This window comes from Xanthomonas chitinilytica, assembly GCF_026107455.2.
GTDB classification, from domain to species: domain Bacteria; phylum Pseudomonadota; class Gammaproteobacteria; order Xanthomonadales; family Xanthomonadaceae; genus Stenotrophomonas; species Stenotrophomonas chitinilytica.
In genome coordinates this window covers 29115-46263 of sequence record NZ_JAPCHY010000003.1, presented here as the reverse complement: position 1 = coordinate 46263, position 17149 = coordinate 29115, and the positions used below count along the sequence as shown (strand labels likewise).

At 70.4% G+C, this 17149-nt stretch carries 20 protein-coding genes; 9 read left to right on the top strand and 11 right to left on the bottom strand.

The window, feature by feature from the left end:
• Positions 1 to 8: 8 nt before the first annotated feature.
• Genes OK345_RS04130 through OK345_RS04120 form a run of 3 tightly spaced genes read right to left on the bottom strand, consistent with a single transcriptional unit; the run spans position 9 to position 2475 of the window.
• A complete protein-coding gene (locus OK345_RS04130) occupies positions 9 to 704 on the bottom strand; it encodes an HAD family hydrolase (protein WP_265126658.1) in 696 nt (231 codons plus the stop codon).
• Positions 701 to 1408: a pseudouridine synthase gene (locus OK345_RS04125; RefSeq protein WP_265126657.1), complete on the bottom strand. Its 708-nt coding sequence runs from the start codon at positions 1406 to 1408 to the stop codon at positions 701 to 703. The genes OK345_RS04130 and OK345_RS04125 overlap by 4 nt, the downstream gene beginning before the upstream one ends.
• Entirely contained in the window at positions 1405 to 2475 is a 1071-nt protein-coding gene (locus OK345_RS04120) for a class I SAM-dependent methyltransferase (protein ID WP_265126656.1), read from the bottom strand. The genes OK345_RS04125 and OK345_RS04120 overlap by 4 nt, the downstream gene beginning before the upstream one ends.
• Positions 2476 to 2620: 145 nt before the next feature.
• On the opposite strand from OK345_RS04120, the gene OK345_RS04115 reads away from it, so the two are divergent.
• The gene (locus tag OK345_RS04115; protein WP_265126655.1) at positions 2621 to 2884 is read left to right on the top strand and encodes a hypothetical protein; all 264 of its coding nucleotides are present in this window, start codon (positions 2621 to 2623) and stop codon (positions 2882 to 2884) included.
• 19 nt (positions 2885 to 2903) lie between these two features.
• Here the strand turns inward: OK345_RS04115 and OK345_RS04110 are convergent, their stop codons facing one another.
• Both OK345_RS04110 and OK345_RS04105 read right to left on the bottom strand, forming a co-directional pair.
• The gene (locus OK345_RS04110; RefSeq protein ID WP_265126654.1) at positions 2904 to 3197 is read right to left on the bottom strand and encodes a DUF3247 family protein; all 294 of its coding nucleotides are present in this window, start codon (positions 3195 to 3197) and stop codon (positions 2904 to 2906) included.
• Positions 3198 to 3399: 202 nt separating this feature from the next.
• A complete protein-coding gene (locus OK345_RS04105; protein ID WP_265126653.1) occupies positions 3400 to 5409 on the bottom strand; it encodes a hybrid sensor histidine kinase/response regulator in 2010 nt (669 codons plus the stop codon).
• 189 nt (positions 5410 to 5598) lie between these two features.
• Here OK345_RS04105 and OK345_RS04100 point away from each other — a divergent pair, with 189 nt between their 5' ends.
• A complete protein-coding gene (locus OK345_RS04100; protein WP_265126652.1) occupies positions 5599 to 6174 on the top strand; it encodes a DUF3016 domain-containing protein in 576 nt (191 codons plus the stop codon).
• Between the two features lie 629 nt (positions 6175 to 6803).
• On the opposite strand, the gene alr is transcribed toward OK345_RS04100, so the two are convergent.
• Positions 6804 to 7877 carry an alanine racemase gene (gene alr / locus OK345_RS04095; RefSeq protein WP_265126651.1) on the bottom strand — a complete coding sequence of 358 codons (1074 nt, stop codon included), beginning with the start codon at positions 7875 to 7877 and terminating at the stop codon, positions 6804 to 6806.
• Positions 7856 to 9163: a D-amino acid dehydrogenase gene (locus OK345_RS04090; RefSeq protein ID WP_265126650.1), complete on the bottom strand. Its 1308-nt coding sequence runs from the start codon at positions 9161 to 9163 to the stop codon at positions 7856 to 7858. Before OK345_RS04090 ends, alr begins: the two co-directional genes overlap by 22 nt.
• 148 nt (positions 9164 to 9311) lie before the next feature.
• Between OK345_RS04090 and OK345_RS04085 the strand changes: the two genes are divergently transcribed.
• On the top strand, positions 9312 to 9791 hold the full coding sequence (locus OK345_RS04085; protein WP_265126649.1) for an Lrp/AsnC ligand binding domain-containing protein: 480 nt from the start codon (positions 9312 to 9314) through the stop codon (positions 9789 to 9791).
• Between the two features lie 168 nt (positions 9792 to 9959).
• Here OK345_RS04085 and OK345_RS04080 read toward each other — a convergent pair whose 3' ends face one another.
• Positions 9960 to 10280, bottom strand: a complete 321-nt coding sequence (locus tag OK345_RS04080) for a classical arabinogalactan protein 4 (protein ID WP_265126648.1) — start codon at positions 10278 to 10280, stop codon at positions 9960 to 9962.
• A 187-nt stretch (positions 10281 to 10467) separates the two neighbouring features.
• Here OK345_RS04080 and msrB point away from each other — a divergent pair, with 187 nt between their 5' ends.
• The 5 genes from msrB (at position 10468) to OK345_RS04055 (ending at position 13838) form a co-directional block, all read left to right on the top strand.
• On the top strand, positions 10468 to 10935 hold the full coding sequence (gene msrB / locus OK345_RS04075) for a peptide-methionine (R)-S-oxide reductase MsrB (protein WP_265126647.1): 468 nt from the start codon (positions 10468 to 10470) through the stop codon (positions 10933 to 10935).
• Positions 10936 to 11123: 188 nt separating this feature from the next.
• The gene (gene motA / locus OK345_RS04070) at positions 11124 to 11978 is read left to right on the top strand and encodes a flagellar motor stator protein MotA (RefSeq protein WP_265126646.1); all 855 of its coding nucleotides are present in this window, start codon (positions 11124 to 11126) and stop codon (positions 11976 to 11978) included.
• Between the two features lie 10 nt (positions 11979 to 11988).
• Positions 11989 to 12957, top strand: coding sequence for a flagellar motor protein MotB (gene motB / locus OK345_RS04065; RefSeq protein WP_265126645.1), 969 nt, complete (start codon positions 11989 to 11991; stop codon positions 12955 to 12957).
• An 89-nt stretch (positions 12958 to 13046) separates the two neighbouring features.
• Positions 13047 to 13541 (top strand): hypothetical protein, encoded by a 495-nt coding sequence (locus OK345_RS04060; protein ID WP_265126644.1) that lies wholly within the window; start codon positions 13047 to 13049, stop codon positions 13539 to 13541.
• A 15-nt stretch (positions 13542 to 13556) separates the two neighbouring features.
• Positions 13557 to 13838, top strand: coding sequence for a DUF4031 domain-containing protein (locus OK345_RS04055; RefSeq protein ID WP_265126643.1), 282 nt, complete (start codon positions 13557 to 13559; stop codon positions 13836 to 13838).
• A 424-nt stretch (positions 13839 to 14262) separates the two neighbouring features.
• On the opposite strand, the gene OK345_RS04050 is transcribed toward OK345_RS04055, so the two are convergent.
• Entirely contained in the window at positions 14263 to 14802 is a 540-nt protein-coding gene (locus OK345_RS04050) for a DUF6630 family protein (protein ID WP_265126642.1), read from the bottom strand.
• Between the two features lie 139 nt (positions 14803 to 14941).
• Here OK345_RS04050 and OK345_RS04045 point away from each other — a divergent pair, with 139 nt between their 5' ends.
• Positions 14942 to 15190 (top strand): DUF3297 family protein, encoded by a 249-nt coding sequence (locus OK345_RS04045; protein ID WP_265126641.1) that lies wholly within the window; start codon positions 14942 to 14944, stop codon positions 15188 to 15190.
• A gap of 79 nt (positions 15191 to 15269) precedes the next feature.
• Here OK345_RS04045 and OK345_RS04040 read toward each other — a convergent pair whose 3' ends face one another.
• Together OK345_RS04040 and OK345_RS04035 are read right to left on the bottom strand one after the other, a co-directional pair.
• Positions 15270 to 16031: an ABC transporter permease gene (locus OK345_RS04040; RefSeq protein WP_265126640.1), complete on the bottom strand. Its 762-nt coding sequence runs from the start codon at positions 16029 to 16031 to the stop codon at positions 15270 to 15272.
• The gene (locus OK345_RS04035; RefSeq protein WP_265126639.1) at positions 16028 to 16969 is read right to left on the bottom strand and encodes an ABC transporter ATP-binding protein; all 942 of its coding nucleotides are present in this window, start codon (positions 16967 to 16969) and stop codon (positions 16028 to 16030) included. Before OK345_RS04035 ends, OK345_RS04040 begins: the two co-directional genes overlap by 4 nt.
• Between the last annotated feature and the right edge of the window lie 180 nt (positions 16970 to 17149).

The window sequence follows — 17149 nt, the reverse complement described above, 5'->3', positions numbered from 1 at the left end:
CGTCGCTCCTACAGGGCTGCCGCCCTCGTCGGCAGCCACGGCAGCAGCCACTGCCGCACTTCGTGCAGCGAGGCGGCGATACGGTGGCCCAGCGCACGCACCGTCTCGTCCGGCAGCAGCAGGTCCGGTACCTGGATCACGGTCATGCCGGCGGCCAGCGCGGCGCGCACGCCGGTGGGCGAATCCTCCAGCGCCAGGCAGCGCGCCGGGTCCACGCCCAGCCGCTGCGCGGCCAGCAGGTACACGTCCGGCGCCGGCTTGGGGTGGGCGACGTCGCTGCTGGTGGCCACCTGCTCGAAGCAGCGCAGCAGGCCGGCGGCCTCGAGCTTGCGCAGGGCCAGCGGGCGCCGGGTGGAGGTCGCCACCGCGCGCGGCACGCCATGGGCGACCAGCGTGTCCAGCAGCTCGACGATGCCGGGCCGGTGCGGCACGCCGGCGGCGACCACCTCGTCGTAGCGCGCATAGGAGCGCTGCAGCAGGGCATCGACCGCCGCGACGCCGACACGGCCGGCGATGGCCTGGCGGGTGACCGCGTCGCTGGAGCCGATCAGCGACAGCAGGAACGGCTCGGGCAGTTCGTGGCCGGCCTCGGCGCCGGCCTGCGCCAGGCAGCCCAGCAGCGCGCGCTCGCTGTCCAGCATCAGCCCGTCCATGTCGAAGATCACCGCCTCCGGGCGGAACGGCAATGCGACGGGCGGGTTCACGCGGCGCCGCCGAACAGCTGCGCCAGGTCGGCCGCGTCCAGTTGCCGCCACTGCCCCTCCGGCAGGTCGCCGAGCGCCAGCCCGCCGATGCGGCTGCGGTGCAGCGCCTGCACGTGGTTGCCGACCGCGGCGAACATTCGCCGCACCTGGTGGTAGCGGCCTTCGTGCAGGGTCAGGCGCGCGCGGCGCGGCGCCGTCGCCTCCAGCTCGGCCGGCAGCAGCGGCTTGTCCTCCGATTCCAGCATCAGCCCGCCGCTGGCGAACACCGCCGCCTCGTCGCCGCGCAGGTCCTGCGCCAGCTCCGCGTCGTAGACCTTGTCCAGCTTCGACTTCGGCGACACGATCCGGTGCAGCAGGGCGCCGTCGTCGGTCATCAGCAGCAGGCCGCTGGTGTCGCGGTCCAGCCGCCCCACCGGCGACAGCAGCGGCGAGCGGTCGCGGAAGCGCGAGGGCAGCAGGTCGTAGATCAGGCGGCCCTGGTCCTTGGTCGAGCAGGTGTAGCCGGCCGGCTTGTGCAGCATCAGGGTCAGCCCGGGCGGCGGGTCCAGCGGCTCGCCGTCGATGCGGATCGCCTCGTGCGCCACCTTGTCGTCGGCGTACAGCACCTCGCCATCGATGTCGGTGATGCGCCCCTCGCGGAACATCAGCGTGACCTGCTTGCGGCTGCCGTAGCCGAGGTTGGCGATGTGCTTGACCAGCTTCATGCGCGGCCACCGCTGCGGCCGCGGGTCGCGGCGATCACCTTGAAACCGTCGCGCTCGGCCGCCACCCGCACCTCGCCGAAGCTGTCGTTGAGGATCTGCTCGTACGGCAGGTGGCGGTTGGCCACCAGCCACAGCCGCCCGCCGGGGCGCAGCGCCTGCGCGGCGACGGCGATGAAGCGCTGGCCGATGTCGGGGCGGTCGGCGCGCGAGGGGGTATGGAACGGCGGATTGCTGACGATGAAGTCGTAGCGGCCGTCGATGCCGGCGGTGACGTCATGCCAGTGGTAGCGCAGCGCCGCACTGCTGCCGCTGGCCTCCAGGTTGCGCCGGGCCAGCGCCAGCGCGCGCGCTTCGGCCTCGTACAGGTCCAGCGCGACGACCTTGGGACAACGCGCCAGCACCTCGGCCGAGAGATAGCCGTAGCCGGCGCCGAGGTCGGCGCCGTGCCCGGCCAGGTCGGCCGGCAGCTGTTCCGCCAGCAGCGCCGAAGCGGGATCGATGCGGTCCCAGGCGAACACGCCCGGACGGCTGTGGAAGCGACCGTCGAGGATCGGCCGCGGCGCGTCCAGCGCGGCCCAGCGCCGGCGCAGCGCCTCGTCGTGGTTGCCCTGCAGCGGCGCGGTCCAGTAGGCGCGGCAATGGTTCTTGGTCAGCTTGCCGCCCAGCCCGGCCAATTGCTGCAGGTCGCTTTCGCCCGAACGCGCGCCCTCGTTGTTCGACTGGCAGGCCAGTACCACGCCGCCGGGTGCGGCCAGCGCCAGCGCGCGCGCGAACAGGGCACGCGCCTCCTCGCGCTGGCGCGGCGGCAGCACCAGCACCAGCGCATAACGGCCGGCGTCGGCCTCGATCGCCGCTTCGTCGCGCACGCTCCAGCCACTGCGCTCCAGCGCCTCGGCGAACGGCCGGAAACTCTGCTCGCAGAGCAACTGCTGCGCCTGCGCATGCTCGCGCAGCGGCCAGCCGTCGCGCGCGCGCAGGAACAGCACCGGGCCTTGCGGCCAGCGCAGCGCACCGCTGGAGAACGGCAGGAACAGGGTTTCCAGGGGGGCATCGTGCAGGGCGGGCATTGCCGGTTCGCTTTCGGGACAGGACGCACATTCTAGCGGCGACATCCGCAGGCACCGCCCACGTTTGCGTTTGTGCAACAGCGTCTTGATCCGCCGGGAACATCGGCGCGCGCATGGTAGGGCTCCCTTCACCCGGAGATTCCCCATGCGGGCACTGTTCATAGGCGGCGTGGTCGACAACAGCGAGATGGACCTGGACACGGCGCACGCGCCGGCCCATTACCCGGAGAACACCGGCAGCGGACATCCGCGCTACCGCCTGCACCAGCTGGGCGAACGCGAGGACGGCAGCGTCGCCTATGCGGTCTATGCCGCGCCGGAAATGGCCGCCGCCGAGATCGAGCGGATCGCCGACGAGCGCGGCTACGCGCGGCGCTTCGCCGCCGCGACGGTGGCCGCCGTGTCCTGAGCCGGCGACAGCCGCCCGCTCACTGTTCCAGCGGCGGCAGCGAACGGACCTCGCTGATGCGGTCGAGCCAGATCCGGTGCTGCTGCACCGGCTGGTCGAGGTCGTCGATCCGCACCATCGCGTTCATGCCCTGGCGGTTGTCGTGGTCGAAGAACAACTGCAGCGCCGGCCGTACCGAGACGGTGCCGAGCACCCGGGTGCCGTCGTCCAGCGTCAGCTGCACCCGGGCCTCGTCCGGAAGCTGGGCGATGAGCGCTTCCAACGCCGCGATCCGTGGCTGGTCGGAATAGACATGCGGTGCGTAACGGGCCATCGGGAACCTCCTGGGCGGCATCCCAGCCTCGCGCCGCTGGCGTGAAAACCCCGGCAAGGCGGCGCCAAGCGCCCACGACATGGCCCGCCGCAAGCGGTACCCGGCCGCCGGGCCGGGAGCACGGACGCCGCGGCACATGCGTGCGCCGGCGGCAGAACAACGCATCGGCCGGACCCGGCCCGGGCCTGTCCCGCAGCGCCCCTCAGCGACCGGACAGCGCGCCGCGTACCGCGGCCACCAGTTGCGCCACGCTGTAGGGCTTGGCCAGGTGCTCCTGGAAACCGGCCGCCAGTGCCCGGCGGCGGTCGTCGGCGCGTGCCAGCGCGGTCACCGCCACTGCCGGCAGCGCCGCCGGCTCCACCCCGAGGTTCTCGCGCAGGGTCCGCACCAGGCCATAGCCGTCCATGCCGGGCATGCCGATGTCGGTGACCAGCACGTCGAAATACTGCTGGCCTTCGCTGTCCAGCAACTCCAGCGCCTCGCCGGCCGAGCCGGCGGTCACCACCTCGGCGCCCTGTTCCTGCAGCATCCGCCGCAGGTACTCGAGCACGTCGGGCTGGTCCTCCACTGCCAGCAGTCGCAGCCCCTTGAGCGCGTTGGCTTCCACCACCTGCTCGGTGATCGGCCCGCGCAGCACCTCGCGCCGCGGCCGGCCGGCGGCCTGCGGCTGGTAGCGCGGCAGACACACCGTGAAGGTGGAGCCACGGCCGGCGCCCTCGCTGGCGGCGGTCACGCTGCCGCCGTGCAGTTCCACCAGTTGCTGCACGATGGCCAAGCCCAGTCCCAGGCCGCCGTGGCGGCGGGTGGTGGTGCCGTCGGCCTGGCTGAAGCGCGCGAACAGGTGCTTGAGGAATTCCGGGGCGATGCCGTCGCCCGAATCGCGGATGTCGACGATGAAATGGCCTTCGTCCTCGCGCAGCTCGACCTCGACGCGACCATCGGCCGGGGTGAACTTGATGGCATTGGACAGCAGGTTCCAGAACACCTGCTGCAAGCGGGTGGCATCGCCCAGCACCAGGCATGGCGTCGGCGGGCAGCGCAGCGTGAGCGACTGCGCCTTGCCCTCGGCGATCGGCTCCTGCGCGCGCAGCGCATCGCGGACCTGCTCGGCCAGGTCGATCGTCTCCACCTCCAGCTGCACCTTGCCCAGCAGCATGCTGCTCAGGTCGAGCATGTCCGAGATCAGCCGCTTCTGCGCCATCGCGCTGCCGGCGATCACCGTCAGCCCCTTGTGCAGCGGATGGTCCTCTTCCACCCGCTGCAGCAGCAGTTCGCTCCAGCCGAGGATGGTGGTCAGCGGCGTGCGCAGCTCGTGCGACAGCGTGGCCAGGAACTCGTCCTTCAGCCGCGCGGTGCTCTCGGCGGCGTTGCGCGCCAGCCGCTCGGACTGCAGCAGCTGCTCGCGCGCCATCTCGATCTCGCGGCGCTCGGTCACGTCCGGGCTGTTGCCGGCCAGGCCGATGAAGCGGCCATCGGCCGAATGCCGCGGCACCGCGTTCATCTCCAGCCAGCGCCATTGGCCGTCGTGCCGGCGCGCCCTGACCAGGGCATGCAGGTTGCGCTGGTTCTGCAGCGCGGCCTGCAGCTCGAACGCGAACGCCGCCCGGTCCTCCGGATGCAGCAGCCCGCCCCACCAGGTCTCGCCGGGCGCCGGGTCCTCGCCGCCGAAGAACTCGCTGAAAGCGCTGTTGACGAAACGCACATGGCCTTCCGCGTCCAGCACCCAGACCGGCATCGGCAGGCCGTCGGCCAGCGCGCTGAAGCGCGCCTCGCTCTCGGCCAGCTGGGTCTCCACCTGCCTGCGCCGGGTGATGTCCATGAACAGGATCGCCACCTGGCGATCGGCCGGGTCGCCGATGCGCACCGCATCCACCGAGAACCAGCGCCCCAGCGAATGCGCCTCGCGCTCGAACTGCAGCGGCGCGCCGTCGCGCGCCACCTGCCCGTACAACCGGAACCAGTCCTCCTCATGGTCCGGCGCCAGCGTGCGCATGCGCTGGCCGCACGCATTCACCAGCCCGGTACTGCGCTCGAAGCCCTCGTTCACTTCGATGAAGCGGTAGTCCACCGCCCGTTCGCCCTCGAACAGCACCTCGATCACGCAGAAACCGGCGCCGATGCGCTCGAACACCTCGCGATAGCGGGTCCGGTCGCCGCCGAGTTCGAGCGGCGGCGCGTCCGGCGGGCCGGAGTCGTGGACGACTGTGCGCATGGAAGCACCGGAAGCGGCAGGCCGGAAGCGGCAGGCCATCATCTTGGAAACCGTGCCATCGCCGCGTCAAGCCGCCGCCGGGCTTGATGAACCGTCCGGCAATCCGGGGCGGCGCTGGCCGCGGCAGCGATTGTCCGGGCCGCCGATCGGCCCCACACTGCCGATGTCCACCCGCCAACGGAGTCTGCGATGAAAACCTGGACCCGAACCCTGCTGGCAGTGGCGCTGGCCGGCCTGTTGTCGGCAGGTGCCGTCGATGCCAAACCCCGCAACGTGACCGATCCCGATGCCCCGCGCGAACTGGCCGGCGACGGCCCGGTGCAGGTGCAGTGGACCGACCCGGCACAGTTCACCGAGCTGCGGCAGAGCAGCAACCGCTGGGAGGCCCGGCGCGGCGACTGGGTACGCCAGCTGGCCGAGCACCTGCGCAAGAGCGCCGACAGGCAGCTGCCGGCCGGGCAGCAGCTGGACGTGACCATCACCGACATCAAGCGCGCCGGCGACTACGAGCCGTGGCACGGTCCCAACCTCAGCGACGTGCGCTTCATGCGCGACATCTACCCGCCGCGCATCACCCTGCAGTTCACCCTCAGCGATGCCCACGGCCAGGTGATCGACCAGGGCGAGCGCAAGCTGGTGGACAGCGGGTTCCTGCTCAACAGCACCATGCGCAACGACCAGGATGCACTGCGCTACGAAAAGCGCCTGCTCGACGACTGGCTGCGCCGCGAACTGCGCCAGGAACGCCCCACCGCGGGGCTGTGAGCGCGGCGAAACGCCAGGCGGCAAAGGCGGCAGGAGCGCACCGACGACCCTGCCGCTGCCCGGCGGCAGCGGGTCGGTCACCCGGCACTGCCCTGCACATCGCGGTTCTCGCGGCTGCCTGCGCGGCAGCGGCTCGCGGCTGACGTCGCTCCTGCAACAGCCCCCCTGCAGGAGCGACGTCAGTGGCGAGCTTTCCGACCGGCGACAAGGCAACCCGGCGATAGGCGCTCCCCCGGAAGCAAGAAGAGGCCTGCGCCGTCATATCTCCAAGCCGCCTACGCGGCAGCGAACGCAGCGGCTGCGGTCCCGGGCGGCCGCATTGTTCTCCTGGCGGCCTGCGCGACAGTGCCCCCTCAACCGTGCTCTACGCCGTGGCCTTGCGTTTCTTGGCTGCCGCGGCAGCAAGCATCGAACGCCTCCAGGCATCGCCGCATCGGATCTTGCTGGCCGCCTGCCCAGGTACGTTGTCGTGGAGCTTTTCCCGCCTGCGCGGGGACGACGGCATCAGGCTTGCCCGCAGCTTTCGGCTGCCCGTCCATGGCAACTCCCCGGCCGCGTAGAAACGGACGCGGCGGATGGATACCCCCGACGCCGCGCCAGCGGCCATCCGCGGTCGCTCCCGGTCGCCGTCAAGCGTCGAGATAGACCCGCGGCACCCGCTTCAGGCCGCATGGCAGCCGGTAGGCGCTGGTGCCGCAGCGCGGCGCCAGCTCGGCGATGGTCGGGCTGTCGCCCCACAGCTGCACCACGCTGCCCAGCCCGGCCTGCGGGTGGTCGGTCAGGTCCACGGTGAGCATGTCCATCGATACCCGCCCGATCACGCTGCCCGGTTGGCCGTCGATCAACACCGGGGTGCCGTTGGGCGCGAACTGCGGGTAGCCGTCGGCATAGCCCATCGCCACCACGCCCACCCGGGTCGGGCGCTGGGCGATGAAGCGGGCGCCGTAGCCCAGCGGCTCGCCGGCGGCGATCTCGCGCACCGCGATCACCTTCGATTCCAGCGTCATCACCGGGCGCAGCCGTTGCGCCAGTTCGGTGGCCTGCGGGAACGGGTCGGCACCGTAGAGCATCAGCCCCGGCCGCACCCAGTCGCTGCGCACCTGCGGCCAGCCCAGCAGCGCCGGCGAGTTGCACAGGCTGGTCTCGCCGGACAGCCCGTCGATGGTGCGCGCGAACAGTGCGGCCTGCTCCTCGGTGCGTTCGCTGTCCAGTTCGTCGGCGCGCGCCAGGTGGCTCATCAGCACCAACGGGCCGACGTGCGCCAGCGCGCCCAGGCGTGCATGCGCGGCGCGGAATTCCTCCGGCGACAGCCCCAGGCGGTGCATGCCGCTGTCCAGCTTCAGCCACAGCCGCAGCACCGCGTCGGTGGCGAACGCGGCCACCGCCTCCACCTGCCAGGGCGAAGCGATGGCGCACCACAGGTCGTGCTCGACGATCAGCGGCAGCTCGGCGGCATCGAAGAACCCCTCCAGCAGCAGGATCGGGCGGGTGATGCCGGCCTGGCGCAGCTCCAGCGCCTCCTCGATGCAGGCCACCGCGAAGCCGTCGGCCTGCTCGTGCAGCGCGCGCGCGCAGGCCACCGCGCCGTGGCCGTAGGCATCGGCCTTGACCACCGCCAGCGCCTTGCCACCGCCCAGCTCGCGGGCCAGGCGGTAGTTGTGGCGCAACGCGTCCAGGTCGATCAATGCACGGGCTGGGCGCACGAATCCGGCTCCTTGCTTGCCGCGGCCACGCCGCGCGAATAACGGGAAATGTCCAGGCCCTCGCCGCTGATCTGCGGCTGGCGCAGGCTCATCAGGTCGGCCAGGTAGCGGCCCGAACCGCAGGCCATGGTCCAGCCCAGGGTGCCATGCCCGGTGTTGAGGAACAGGTTGCGGTACGGCGTGGCGCCGACCACCGGGGTGCCGTCGGGCGTGGCCGGGCGCAGGCCGGTCCAGAACTCGGCGCGCGACAGGTCGCCGCCGTGCGGGTACAGGTCGCCCACCACCTTCTCCAGCGTGGCCCGGCGCCGCTCCGACAGCGACAGGTCGAAGCCGGCCACCTCGGCCATGCCGCCGACGCGGATGCGGTCGTCGAAGCGGGTCACCGCCACCTTGTAGCTCTCGTCCAGGATGGTGGAGGTGGGCGCCATCGCCGCGTCGGTGATCGGCAGCGTCAGCGAATAGCCCTTGAGCGGGTACACCGGCAGGCGCAGCCCCAACGGCGCCACCAGCCGCGGGGTGTAGCTGCCCAGCGCGGCCACGTAGTGGTCGGCGGTCTCCAGCCTGCCGTTGACGCGCACGCCGGCGATGCGGTTGCCGTCGCCCTGCAGCGCCTGGATGTCCTGGTCGTAGCGGAACTCGACGCCGGCCTCGGCCGCCATCGCCGCCAGCCGCCGGGTGAACAGCTGGCAGTCGCCGGTCTGGTCCTCGGGCAGGCGCAGCGCGCCGACCAGGGTATCGGCCACGCCGGCCAGCGCCGGCTCGGCGCGGACGATGCCGGCACGGTCGAGCACTTCGTAGGGCACGCCGTACTGCTTGAGCACTTCGATGTCCTGGGCGGCGGCGTCGAGCTGTTGCTGGGTGCGGAACAGCTGGGTGGTGCCGAGCTGGCGGCCCTCGTAGGCGATGCCGGTCTGCGCGCGCAGTTCGTTCAGGCAGTCGCGGCTGTAGTCGGACAGCCGCACCATGCGCGCCTTGTTGGTCGCGTAGCGCTCGGCGGTGCAGTTGCGCAGCATCTGCCACAGCCAGCGGTACTGGTTCAGGTCGAAGGTGGGCCGGATCGCCAGCGGCGCGTGTTCCTGGAACAGCCACTTGATCGCCTTGAGCGGAACGCCCGGCGCCGCCCACGGCGAGGTGTAGCCGAACGACAGCTGGCCGGCATTGGCGAAGCTGGTTTCCAGCGCGGGTCCCGGCTGGCGGTCGACCACCGTCACCTCGAACCCCGCCTGCCGCAGATACCAGGCACTGGTCGTGCCGATCACTCCACCACCAAGCACCAGAACGCGCATCGCCATCTCCAGACCCGATCATTCCCTGCCTGGAAGCCGGCAGGCACCATAATCGGCGCAGTATAGTCAGGCATTACTGGTCGTTTCCCCTGTTTTTAGTGATGATTTCAGGGTAATTTCCCGAGAACATGACCGCCGGCAGAGACCCATGAGCACCCGTCCCCGCGAACTGGACAAGATCGACCGCAAGATCCTGCGCATCCTGCAGGCCGAGGGGCGCATTTCCTTCACCGAACTGGGCGAGCGGGTGGGCCTGTCCACCACCCCGTGCACCGAGCGCGTGCGCCGGCTGGAACGCGACGGCGCGATCACCGGCTACTACGCCCGGCTCGACCCGCAGTACCTCAAGGCCAGCCTGCTGGTGTTCGTGGAGATCTCGCTGGCCTACAAGTCCGGCGACATCTTCGAGGAGTTCCGCCGCGCCGCGCTGCGCCTGCCCAACGTGCTGGAGTGCCACCTGGTCTCGGGCGACTTCGACTACCTGATCAAGGCCCGCATCAGCGAGATGGCCTCCTACCGCAAACTGCTCGGCAGCACGCTGCTGACGCTGCCGCACGTGCGCGAGTCCAAGAGCTACATCGTGATGGAAGAGGTGAAGGAAACCCTCTGCCTGCCGATCGCCGACTGATTCTCTGCCCTGGAGACGCCGCGCGGTCGTGTCGAAAAGCTCGCGACTGACGTCGCCCCCACAATGGCGCCGGCTTCTGCAGGAGCGACGTCAGTCGCGACCATTGGGACAGATGCCCCCCGGTTCCGGGCCCTGGGGATGCATCCTTGCGCAGGCTCGGCGGCATGCTCAACGCTCGATGCGCTGGCCGTCGCCGCTGGGCACGGTGTCGTGGTAGCGGCCGGTGCGGGTGTCCATCACCCGGTTCGGGCCGGCCGGCTTCATGCCGTGCAGCACGCGGCCGTTGCGGTCGTAGACCCGCGTTGGCGCCACCGGCTTGGCCGGCGGCACCGGTTGCGCCGGGCCCTTGCTGTCTATGGGGTGCGTGCTCAGCCGCTGGCGGATTGCTTCGTTGTCGGTCGCGGTCGGTGCGGCCGGCTTGATCTGCGCCTGCGCCAGCAACGGCGCCAATGCCAGCAGCAGGCAGCCGGTCCTGATCGTCCGTTTCATGCGCATGCTCCTCGCCTCGACAACCGCGAGCTTGCGCCCGCACGGCTGTCATTGCGGTGAATGCCGGTGGCCGCCGCCACGCAGCGTCCGCGTCGCGCGCGCGGCCTTGATCCGCGACTGCCGCGGCCGCACTACCATGGCAGTTGCGCGCCGCCAGGACGCGCCCTTCCCCTGCCGCGAGCCGACCATGACCGCCTTCGACCTCACCCCGCCCACCGCCCCGCAACGCGACGCGCTGATCGCCGGCCTGGATGCGGACGAACGCCGGGTGCTGCTGCAGCACGGCACCGAGGCGCCGTTCTGCGGCGTGTTCCTCGACAACAAGCTCGACGGCGTCTACTGCTGCCGGCTGTGCGGACTGCCGCTGTTCCGCTCCGACGCCAAGTTCGACTCCGGCACCGGCTGGCCCAGCTTCTTCGCCCCGTACGACGCGGCGCACGTGCGCGAAGTGCGCGACCTCAGCCACGGTATGGTCCGCACCGAGATCGTCTGCGCGCGCTGCGGCAGCCACCTGGGCCACGTGTTTCCCGACGGCCCGCCGCCGACCGGCGAACGCCATTGCCTGAATTCGGTGTCGCTGTCGTTCGCCGCCCGCGGCGAGCCGCTGCCCGATCCGCTGCAACGCGGCGGCGCCGAGGCGCTCCCGGCGGACTGAGAACCCGTTCCGGCTTGGCCCGGCCCGACCTCCGGGTACGCGTACCGTCCCCGATGCCCGGGAGCCGCCACTGCCCCCGGTCGGCGTCGGCCCCATCGCCCACGGAAAAGTGTGAACCAGTTCCGCAGGGTTCTTCAGAAACGGCGGCGCGCGCCGAAAACGGGATATCCCTCCCCTGCGCCGCCTCCATGCTCATCCTCATCGGTTTTCTGGTCGTCATCCTCAGCGTGCTCGGCGGCTACGTCGGCGCCCACGGCAAACTGGGGGCGCTGTGGCAGCCCTACGAACTGGTGATCATCGGCGGCGCGGCGCTGGGCGCGTTCCTGGTCGGCACCCCGGTGCGGCAGGTGAAGCAGACCCTGGCGGACATGGTCGGCGTGTTCCGCGGCCCGCGCTACAAGAAGCAGGACTACCTGGACGTGCTCAGCCTGCTCTACGAACTGCTGAACAAGGCCCGCCGCGAGGGCTTCATGGCGCTGGAAGACCACGTCGAGAAGCCGGCCGAAAGCGCCATCTTCGCCAACTACCCGAAGGTGCAGGCCGACCACCACCTGGTCGACTTCATCACCGACTGCCTGCGGCTGATGATCGGCAGCAACATCGAGCCGCACGAGCTGGAGCCGCTGCTGGAGCTGGAGCTGGAGAAGCACCACCTGGAAGCGATGGCCTCCTCGGCGGTGCTCAACAAGGTGGCCGACGGCCTGCCCGGCTTCGGCATCGTCGCCGCGGTGCTGGGCATCGTCATCACCATGGGTTCGATCGGTGGAGACATCAAGGAAGTCGGCGCCCATGTCGCCGGCGCGCTGGTCGGCACCTTCCTCGGCATCCTGCTGGGCTACGGTTTCGTCGGGCCGATGGCGGCGGCGGTGGAAGCGCGCGCCGAACAGGACAGCCGCATCTACGAATCGGTGAAGACCGCGCTGCTGGCCTGCCTGCGCGGCTACAACCCGAAGATCGCGCTGGAGTTCGCGCGCAAGACGGTGCCCTCGTCGCTGCGCCCGGCCTTCACCGATTTCGAACAGCACCTGAAGTCGGTCAAGTAGGCCCGCGCCGATGAGCGAGAACAAACCCACGGTGATCGTGCGCCGGGTCAGGAAGGGCAAGCACGGCGGCCACCATGGCGGCTCGTGGAAGGTGGCCTATGCCGACTTCGTGACCGCGATGATGGCGTTCTTCCTGGTGCTGTGGCTGATGGCCACCACCAGCCCGCCCGATCGCGCGGCGATCTCCGAGTATTTCCGCAATCCCAGCCCGCTGGTCGGCAGCAGCGCCACGCCGGCGCCGGGCATGGCCGGCCCGGGCGGCGCCAGCACCTCGATGATCAAGTTCGGCGGCGCCACCGACATTTCCCGCGGCAACAGCAGCGATCCGTTCCAGAACCAGCAGCAGGCCATCCCGCAGGCGGTCGACGAGAAGCAGAAGGAAAAGCGCCAGCTCGAAGCGCTGATGCAGGACCTGCAGGAAGCCATCAGCAAGAGCCAGGCGCTGGAGCCGTTCAAGGACCAGCTGCTGCTGGACCTGACGCCCGAGGGCCTGCGCATCCAGATCGTGGACAAGCAGAACCGGCCGATGTTCGACATGGGCAGCGCCACGCTGATGCCGTACACGCAGGCGATCCTGGTGGAGCTGTCGCAGTTCATCAACCAGGTGCCCAACCGCATCTCCATCACCGGCCACACCGACACCACCGCGTACAACACCCGCAACGGCTACGGCAACTGGGAACTGAGCGCCGACCGCGCCAACGCCGCGCGCCGCGCCCTGATCGGCGGCGGCATGGCCGAGGACAAGGTCACGCGCGTGGTCGGGCTGTCCTCGTCGGTGCTGTTCGACAAGCAGGACCCGCAGAACCCGATCAACCGCCGCATCAGCATCGTGGTGATGACCCGCGAGGCCGAGGCGGCCGCGCTGGCCGACAGCGACCATCGCCTGGCGCTGTCGTCGCTGCTGCCGGACGCCGACACCGCGATGCCGGCACCGCCCATCGTGGAACCGCCCGGCGCCGGTCCCGCCTCGCCCTGAACCGCCCCGCCAGCCGGGCGGACGGGACGCCTGCCGGAGAGGCCGCCTACAATGGCGGCCTTTCCATCCATTCGCAGGCTCCCTCCCCCATGTCCAAGCAGTCCAAGGCCAAGCGCGACAAGCGCAAGAAACAGCAGCCCAGGCGCCCGATCGCCCGCCTCAACGCGCAGCAGCCGGTGCAGAACCACGCCGTGCTGCAGAACGAGGAGGGCCAGGTGGTGGCCGCCATCGGCCTGCAGGGCCACGAATGGCTGTTGGCCATCGGCGGCCAGACCATGGGCAACGCCGACAATCCGGTGCCGATGCTGGCCATGCTCAAGCACCTAGCCAACGTGCAGGAGCAGGAAGGCCGCAAGGTCACGCTGGAGTACTCGGCGCAGCTGCAGCAGATGATCGACGACCTCGCCGCCGACGAAGGCAAGACCGCCGAGGAGTACCTGGCCGCGCTGGTGGCCGAGTTCGAGAGCGTGGAGGGCGAGGACGACGACAGCGGCGAAGCCGCCGAGGCGACCGAAGCGGGCGCCCCGGCCGCAACCGAAGCCGGCGACACCCCGGCCGCCGACGACGACAAGCCGCAGGCCTGAGCGCCGGAGCCGCAGGTGACGGTCTACATCGACGATGCGGTGCATCCCTGGCGCGGCGAGCGCTGGGCGCACCTGATGGCCGACACCCTGGACGAGCTGCACGCGATGGCGGCGCAGCTCGGCATGTCCCGCCGCGCGTTCCAGAACCGTCCCAGCGGCGCCCACTACGACGTGCCGGCGTCGCTGCGCGAACGCGCCATCGCCCTGGGCACGCGGCCGATCTCGCGCCACAGCGACCGCGCCCTGCTCAAGGCGGTGATCGCCAACGCCCGCGCGCAGTACCGGCCGGCGAACTGAAGGCTGCCGGCCGCCGCGCCTTGTGGTTTCCGCGCAGGCGAGAGCGACTTCACGACTGTGCAAGAGTGCCGGTCATCCAAGGACTGGCGGAAGCCCTCACAAACTCCCATCGTCGTCCCCGCCTGCGCGGGGGACGACGGCCGGGAGAGTTGGCGAAGTCCTGCCGTGATTCGCGCACAGCCAGGAATGGCCCCATGGCAGACGAAGCACAGGTCGTCCCGGGACTGGCAGGAAAGCCTCACGAACTCGAATCGCCCCCCGCGCCGGCGGGGATCCAGGGACTTGCCCGCGCGATACCGGACGAAGCCTTATGGACCATGCCCGCGCCGGCACGAACGTCACTGGGTGACCAACGCTTTACGCTGTTGTGAAGCCCCTCCCGCCTACGCCGGGACGACGGTCGGAACAACCCGCGAATCCGGCCTCAGAACGGATCGCTGCCCGGGCGCACTTCCACTTCCAGCAGCGAGGACAGCGCCAGCATCGCCTCGTCGTCGCGGCTGAGTGCGATCCAGCCGGCGCGGGTGTCGTCGCCGGTATCCCAGGTCCACAGCGAATAGCCGTGCTCGCGCAGGCGGTCGTAGGCGGTGGCCAGCAGCACCGGCACGTCGACGTGGTCGGCGAAGTCCTCGTCGTCCAGGTCGCCGCCCCAGTCGATGCGCAGGTTCCAGCGCGCGGCCAGCTCGTCGATCGCCGAGACCAGCGCCTCGGCATCGTCGCCGGGGACGTGGAAGCCGGCCTGCCAGTCGATGGCGTCCTTCAGCGCCCACAACCAGCGGTCGTCGCCCTCGCCGCCGGCCTCGCCCACCACCTCGCGCCAGGCGTCGAACTGGCGCAGCGCGCTCTCCTCGTCGCCGGGGTTGATCAGCAGCAGCAGGTTCCATACCCGCGCCGGATGGTCGTCGACGTCGAACTCCGGCGGCAGGTCCTCGAATTCCTCGTAGTCGGCGCTGTTGTCGGGCATGGCGGCGGTCCGGTTGGGCAGGCGCGCATTCTGACGCCGCGGCGACCGCGACGGAAGCGCGCGCCTCGGCACGCCGGCCGCGCCGGTTTATCCTTGCCGGCGGAAGGCGGCCGCGGTGGCCGCCAGCAGAAGCGGAAACATGAGCGATACCCCTCCCGATCACCTGGCGATCAACCCGCAGAGCCCGTTCCACGATGCCGCCGCGCTGGAACGCGGCGTCGGCGTCCGTTTCAACGGCATCGAGCGCGACAACGTCGAGGAATACTCGGTCAGCGAAGGCTGGATCCGGGTGCAGGCCGGCAAGGCGCGCGACCGCCGCGGCAACCCGATGACGATCAAGGTCAAGGGCGAAGTGGTGCCCTACTTCCTGGACCTGGAAAAGAAGTGATCCGGCGGCCGGCACCACGCGGTGCCGGCGATGGCCCCGGGCAACGCCCCGGGCCGTCCATGGCCATCGCCCGCGGGCCTCAGGCCTTGAGCCGGTAGCCGCTGCGGAAGATCAGCCACACCACCAGTAGGCACACGGCCAGGAACGCCAGGGTCATGCCGGTACTCACCGCGATGTGCACGTCGGCCTTGCCGTAGAAGCTCCAGCGGAAGCCGCTGACCAGGTACACCACCGGGTTGAACAGGGTGATCTTCTGCCACAGCGGCGGCAGCATGCCGATCGAATAGAAGCTGCCGCCGAGGAAGGTGAGCGGGGTGACGATCATCAGCGGGATCACCTGCAGCTTCTCGAAGCCGTCGGCCCATACCCCGATGATGAAGCCGAACAGGCTGAAGGTGACCGCGGTCAGCACCAGGAAGCCGCCCATCCACAGCGGGTGGGCGATCTCGTAGGGCACGAACACGCGCGCGGTGAGCAGGATCAGCAGCCCCAGCAGCACCGACTTGGTGGCGGCCGCGCCGACGTAGCCGAGCACGATCTCCCACCAGGACACCGGCGCGGACAGCACCTCGTAGATGGTGCCCGACCAGCGCGGCATGTAGATGCCGAACGAGGCGTTGGAGATGCTCTCGTTGAGCAGCGACAGCATGATCAGGCCGGGGATGATGAACGCGCCGTAGCTGACCCCGTCGATGTCGCCCATGCGCGAGCCGATGGCCGCGCCGAACACCACGAAGTACAGCGAGGTCGACAGCACCGGCGAGGCGATCGACTGCATCAGGGTGCGGAAGGTGCGGGCCATCTCGAAACGGTAGATCGCGGCGACGGCATGCAGGTTCATGCGCGTGCCTCCCGCCGGGCGTCGTGCACCAGGCTGACGAAGATGTCCTCCAGCGAGCTTTCGCGGGTGTGCAGGTCCTTGTAGTCGATGCCGTGCTCGCCCAGCTGCCGCAGCAGCGCGGCGATGCCGGTCTCCTCGGCCTGCGCGTCGAAGGTGTAGACCAGCGTGCCGCCGTCGTCGACCAGCTCCAGCGGCAGCGCGGACAGGCCGTGCGGCAGCGCCGGCAGCGGTTGCTGCAGGGTCAGCGACAGCTGCTTCTTGCCGAGCTTGCGCATCAGCGTGTGCTTGTCCTCCACCAGCACCAGCTCGCCATGGTTGATGACGCCGACGCGATCGGCCATTTCCTCGGCCTCCTCGATGTAGTGGGTGGTCAGGATGATGGTCACGCCCTGCTCGCGCAGGCGCCGCACCATCTGCCACATGTCGTGGCGCAGCTCGACGTCGACCCCGGCGGTGGGTTCGTCCAGGAACAGGATGCGCGGCTCGTGCGCCAGCGCCTTGGCGATCAGCACGCGCCGCTTCATGCCGCCGGACAGGGTGGAGATCTTGCTGTCGCGCTTGTCCCACAGCGACAGCTCGCGCAGCACCCGTTCCAGGTGGGCGTCGTCGCGCGGCCGGCCGAACAGGCCGCGGCTGAAGCGCACGGTGGCCCATACCGTCTCGAACGCGTCGGTGGCCAATTCCTGCGGCACCAGCCCGATCAGGCCGCGCGCGGCGCGGTAGTCGCGGACGATGTCGTGGCCGTCGGCCAGCACGGTGCCGCGGCTGGGGTTGACCAGCCCGCAGACGATGCTGATCAGCGTGGTCTTGCCGGCGCCGTTGGGGCCGAGCAGGGCGAAGATCTCGCCGCGGTGGATCTCCAGGTCGACCTGCTTGAGCGCCTGGAAGCCGCCGGCGTAGGTCTTGCCCAGGCCGCGGATGGAAATGATCGGTGGCATGCAGGATTCCGCGAAGGGGCGCAGTCGCGCCGCAGGCTGCACAGCCTAGTGCCCCCGGCCGCGGCTGCAAACCGGGCAGGCGCGGAAACACTATCCCGCCACCGGGACATCGGCCGCCACGCGCGGAACCGGAGCCGTGGCCCGGCACCGGCGAAGACCGGCCGGCGCCCGGCGTGGAGC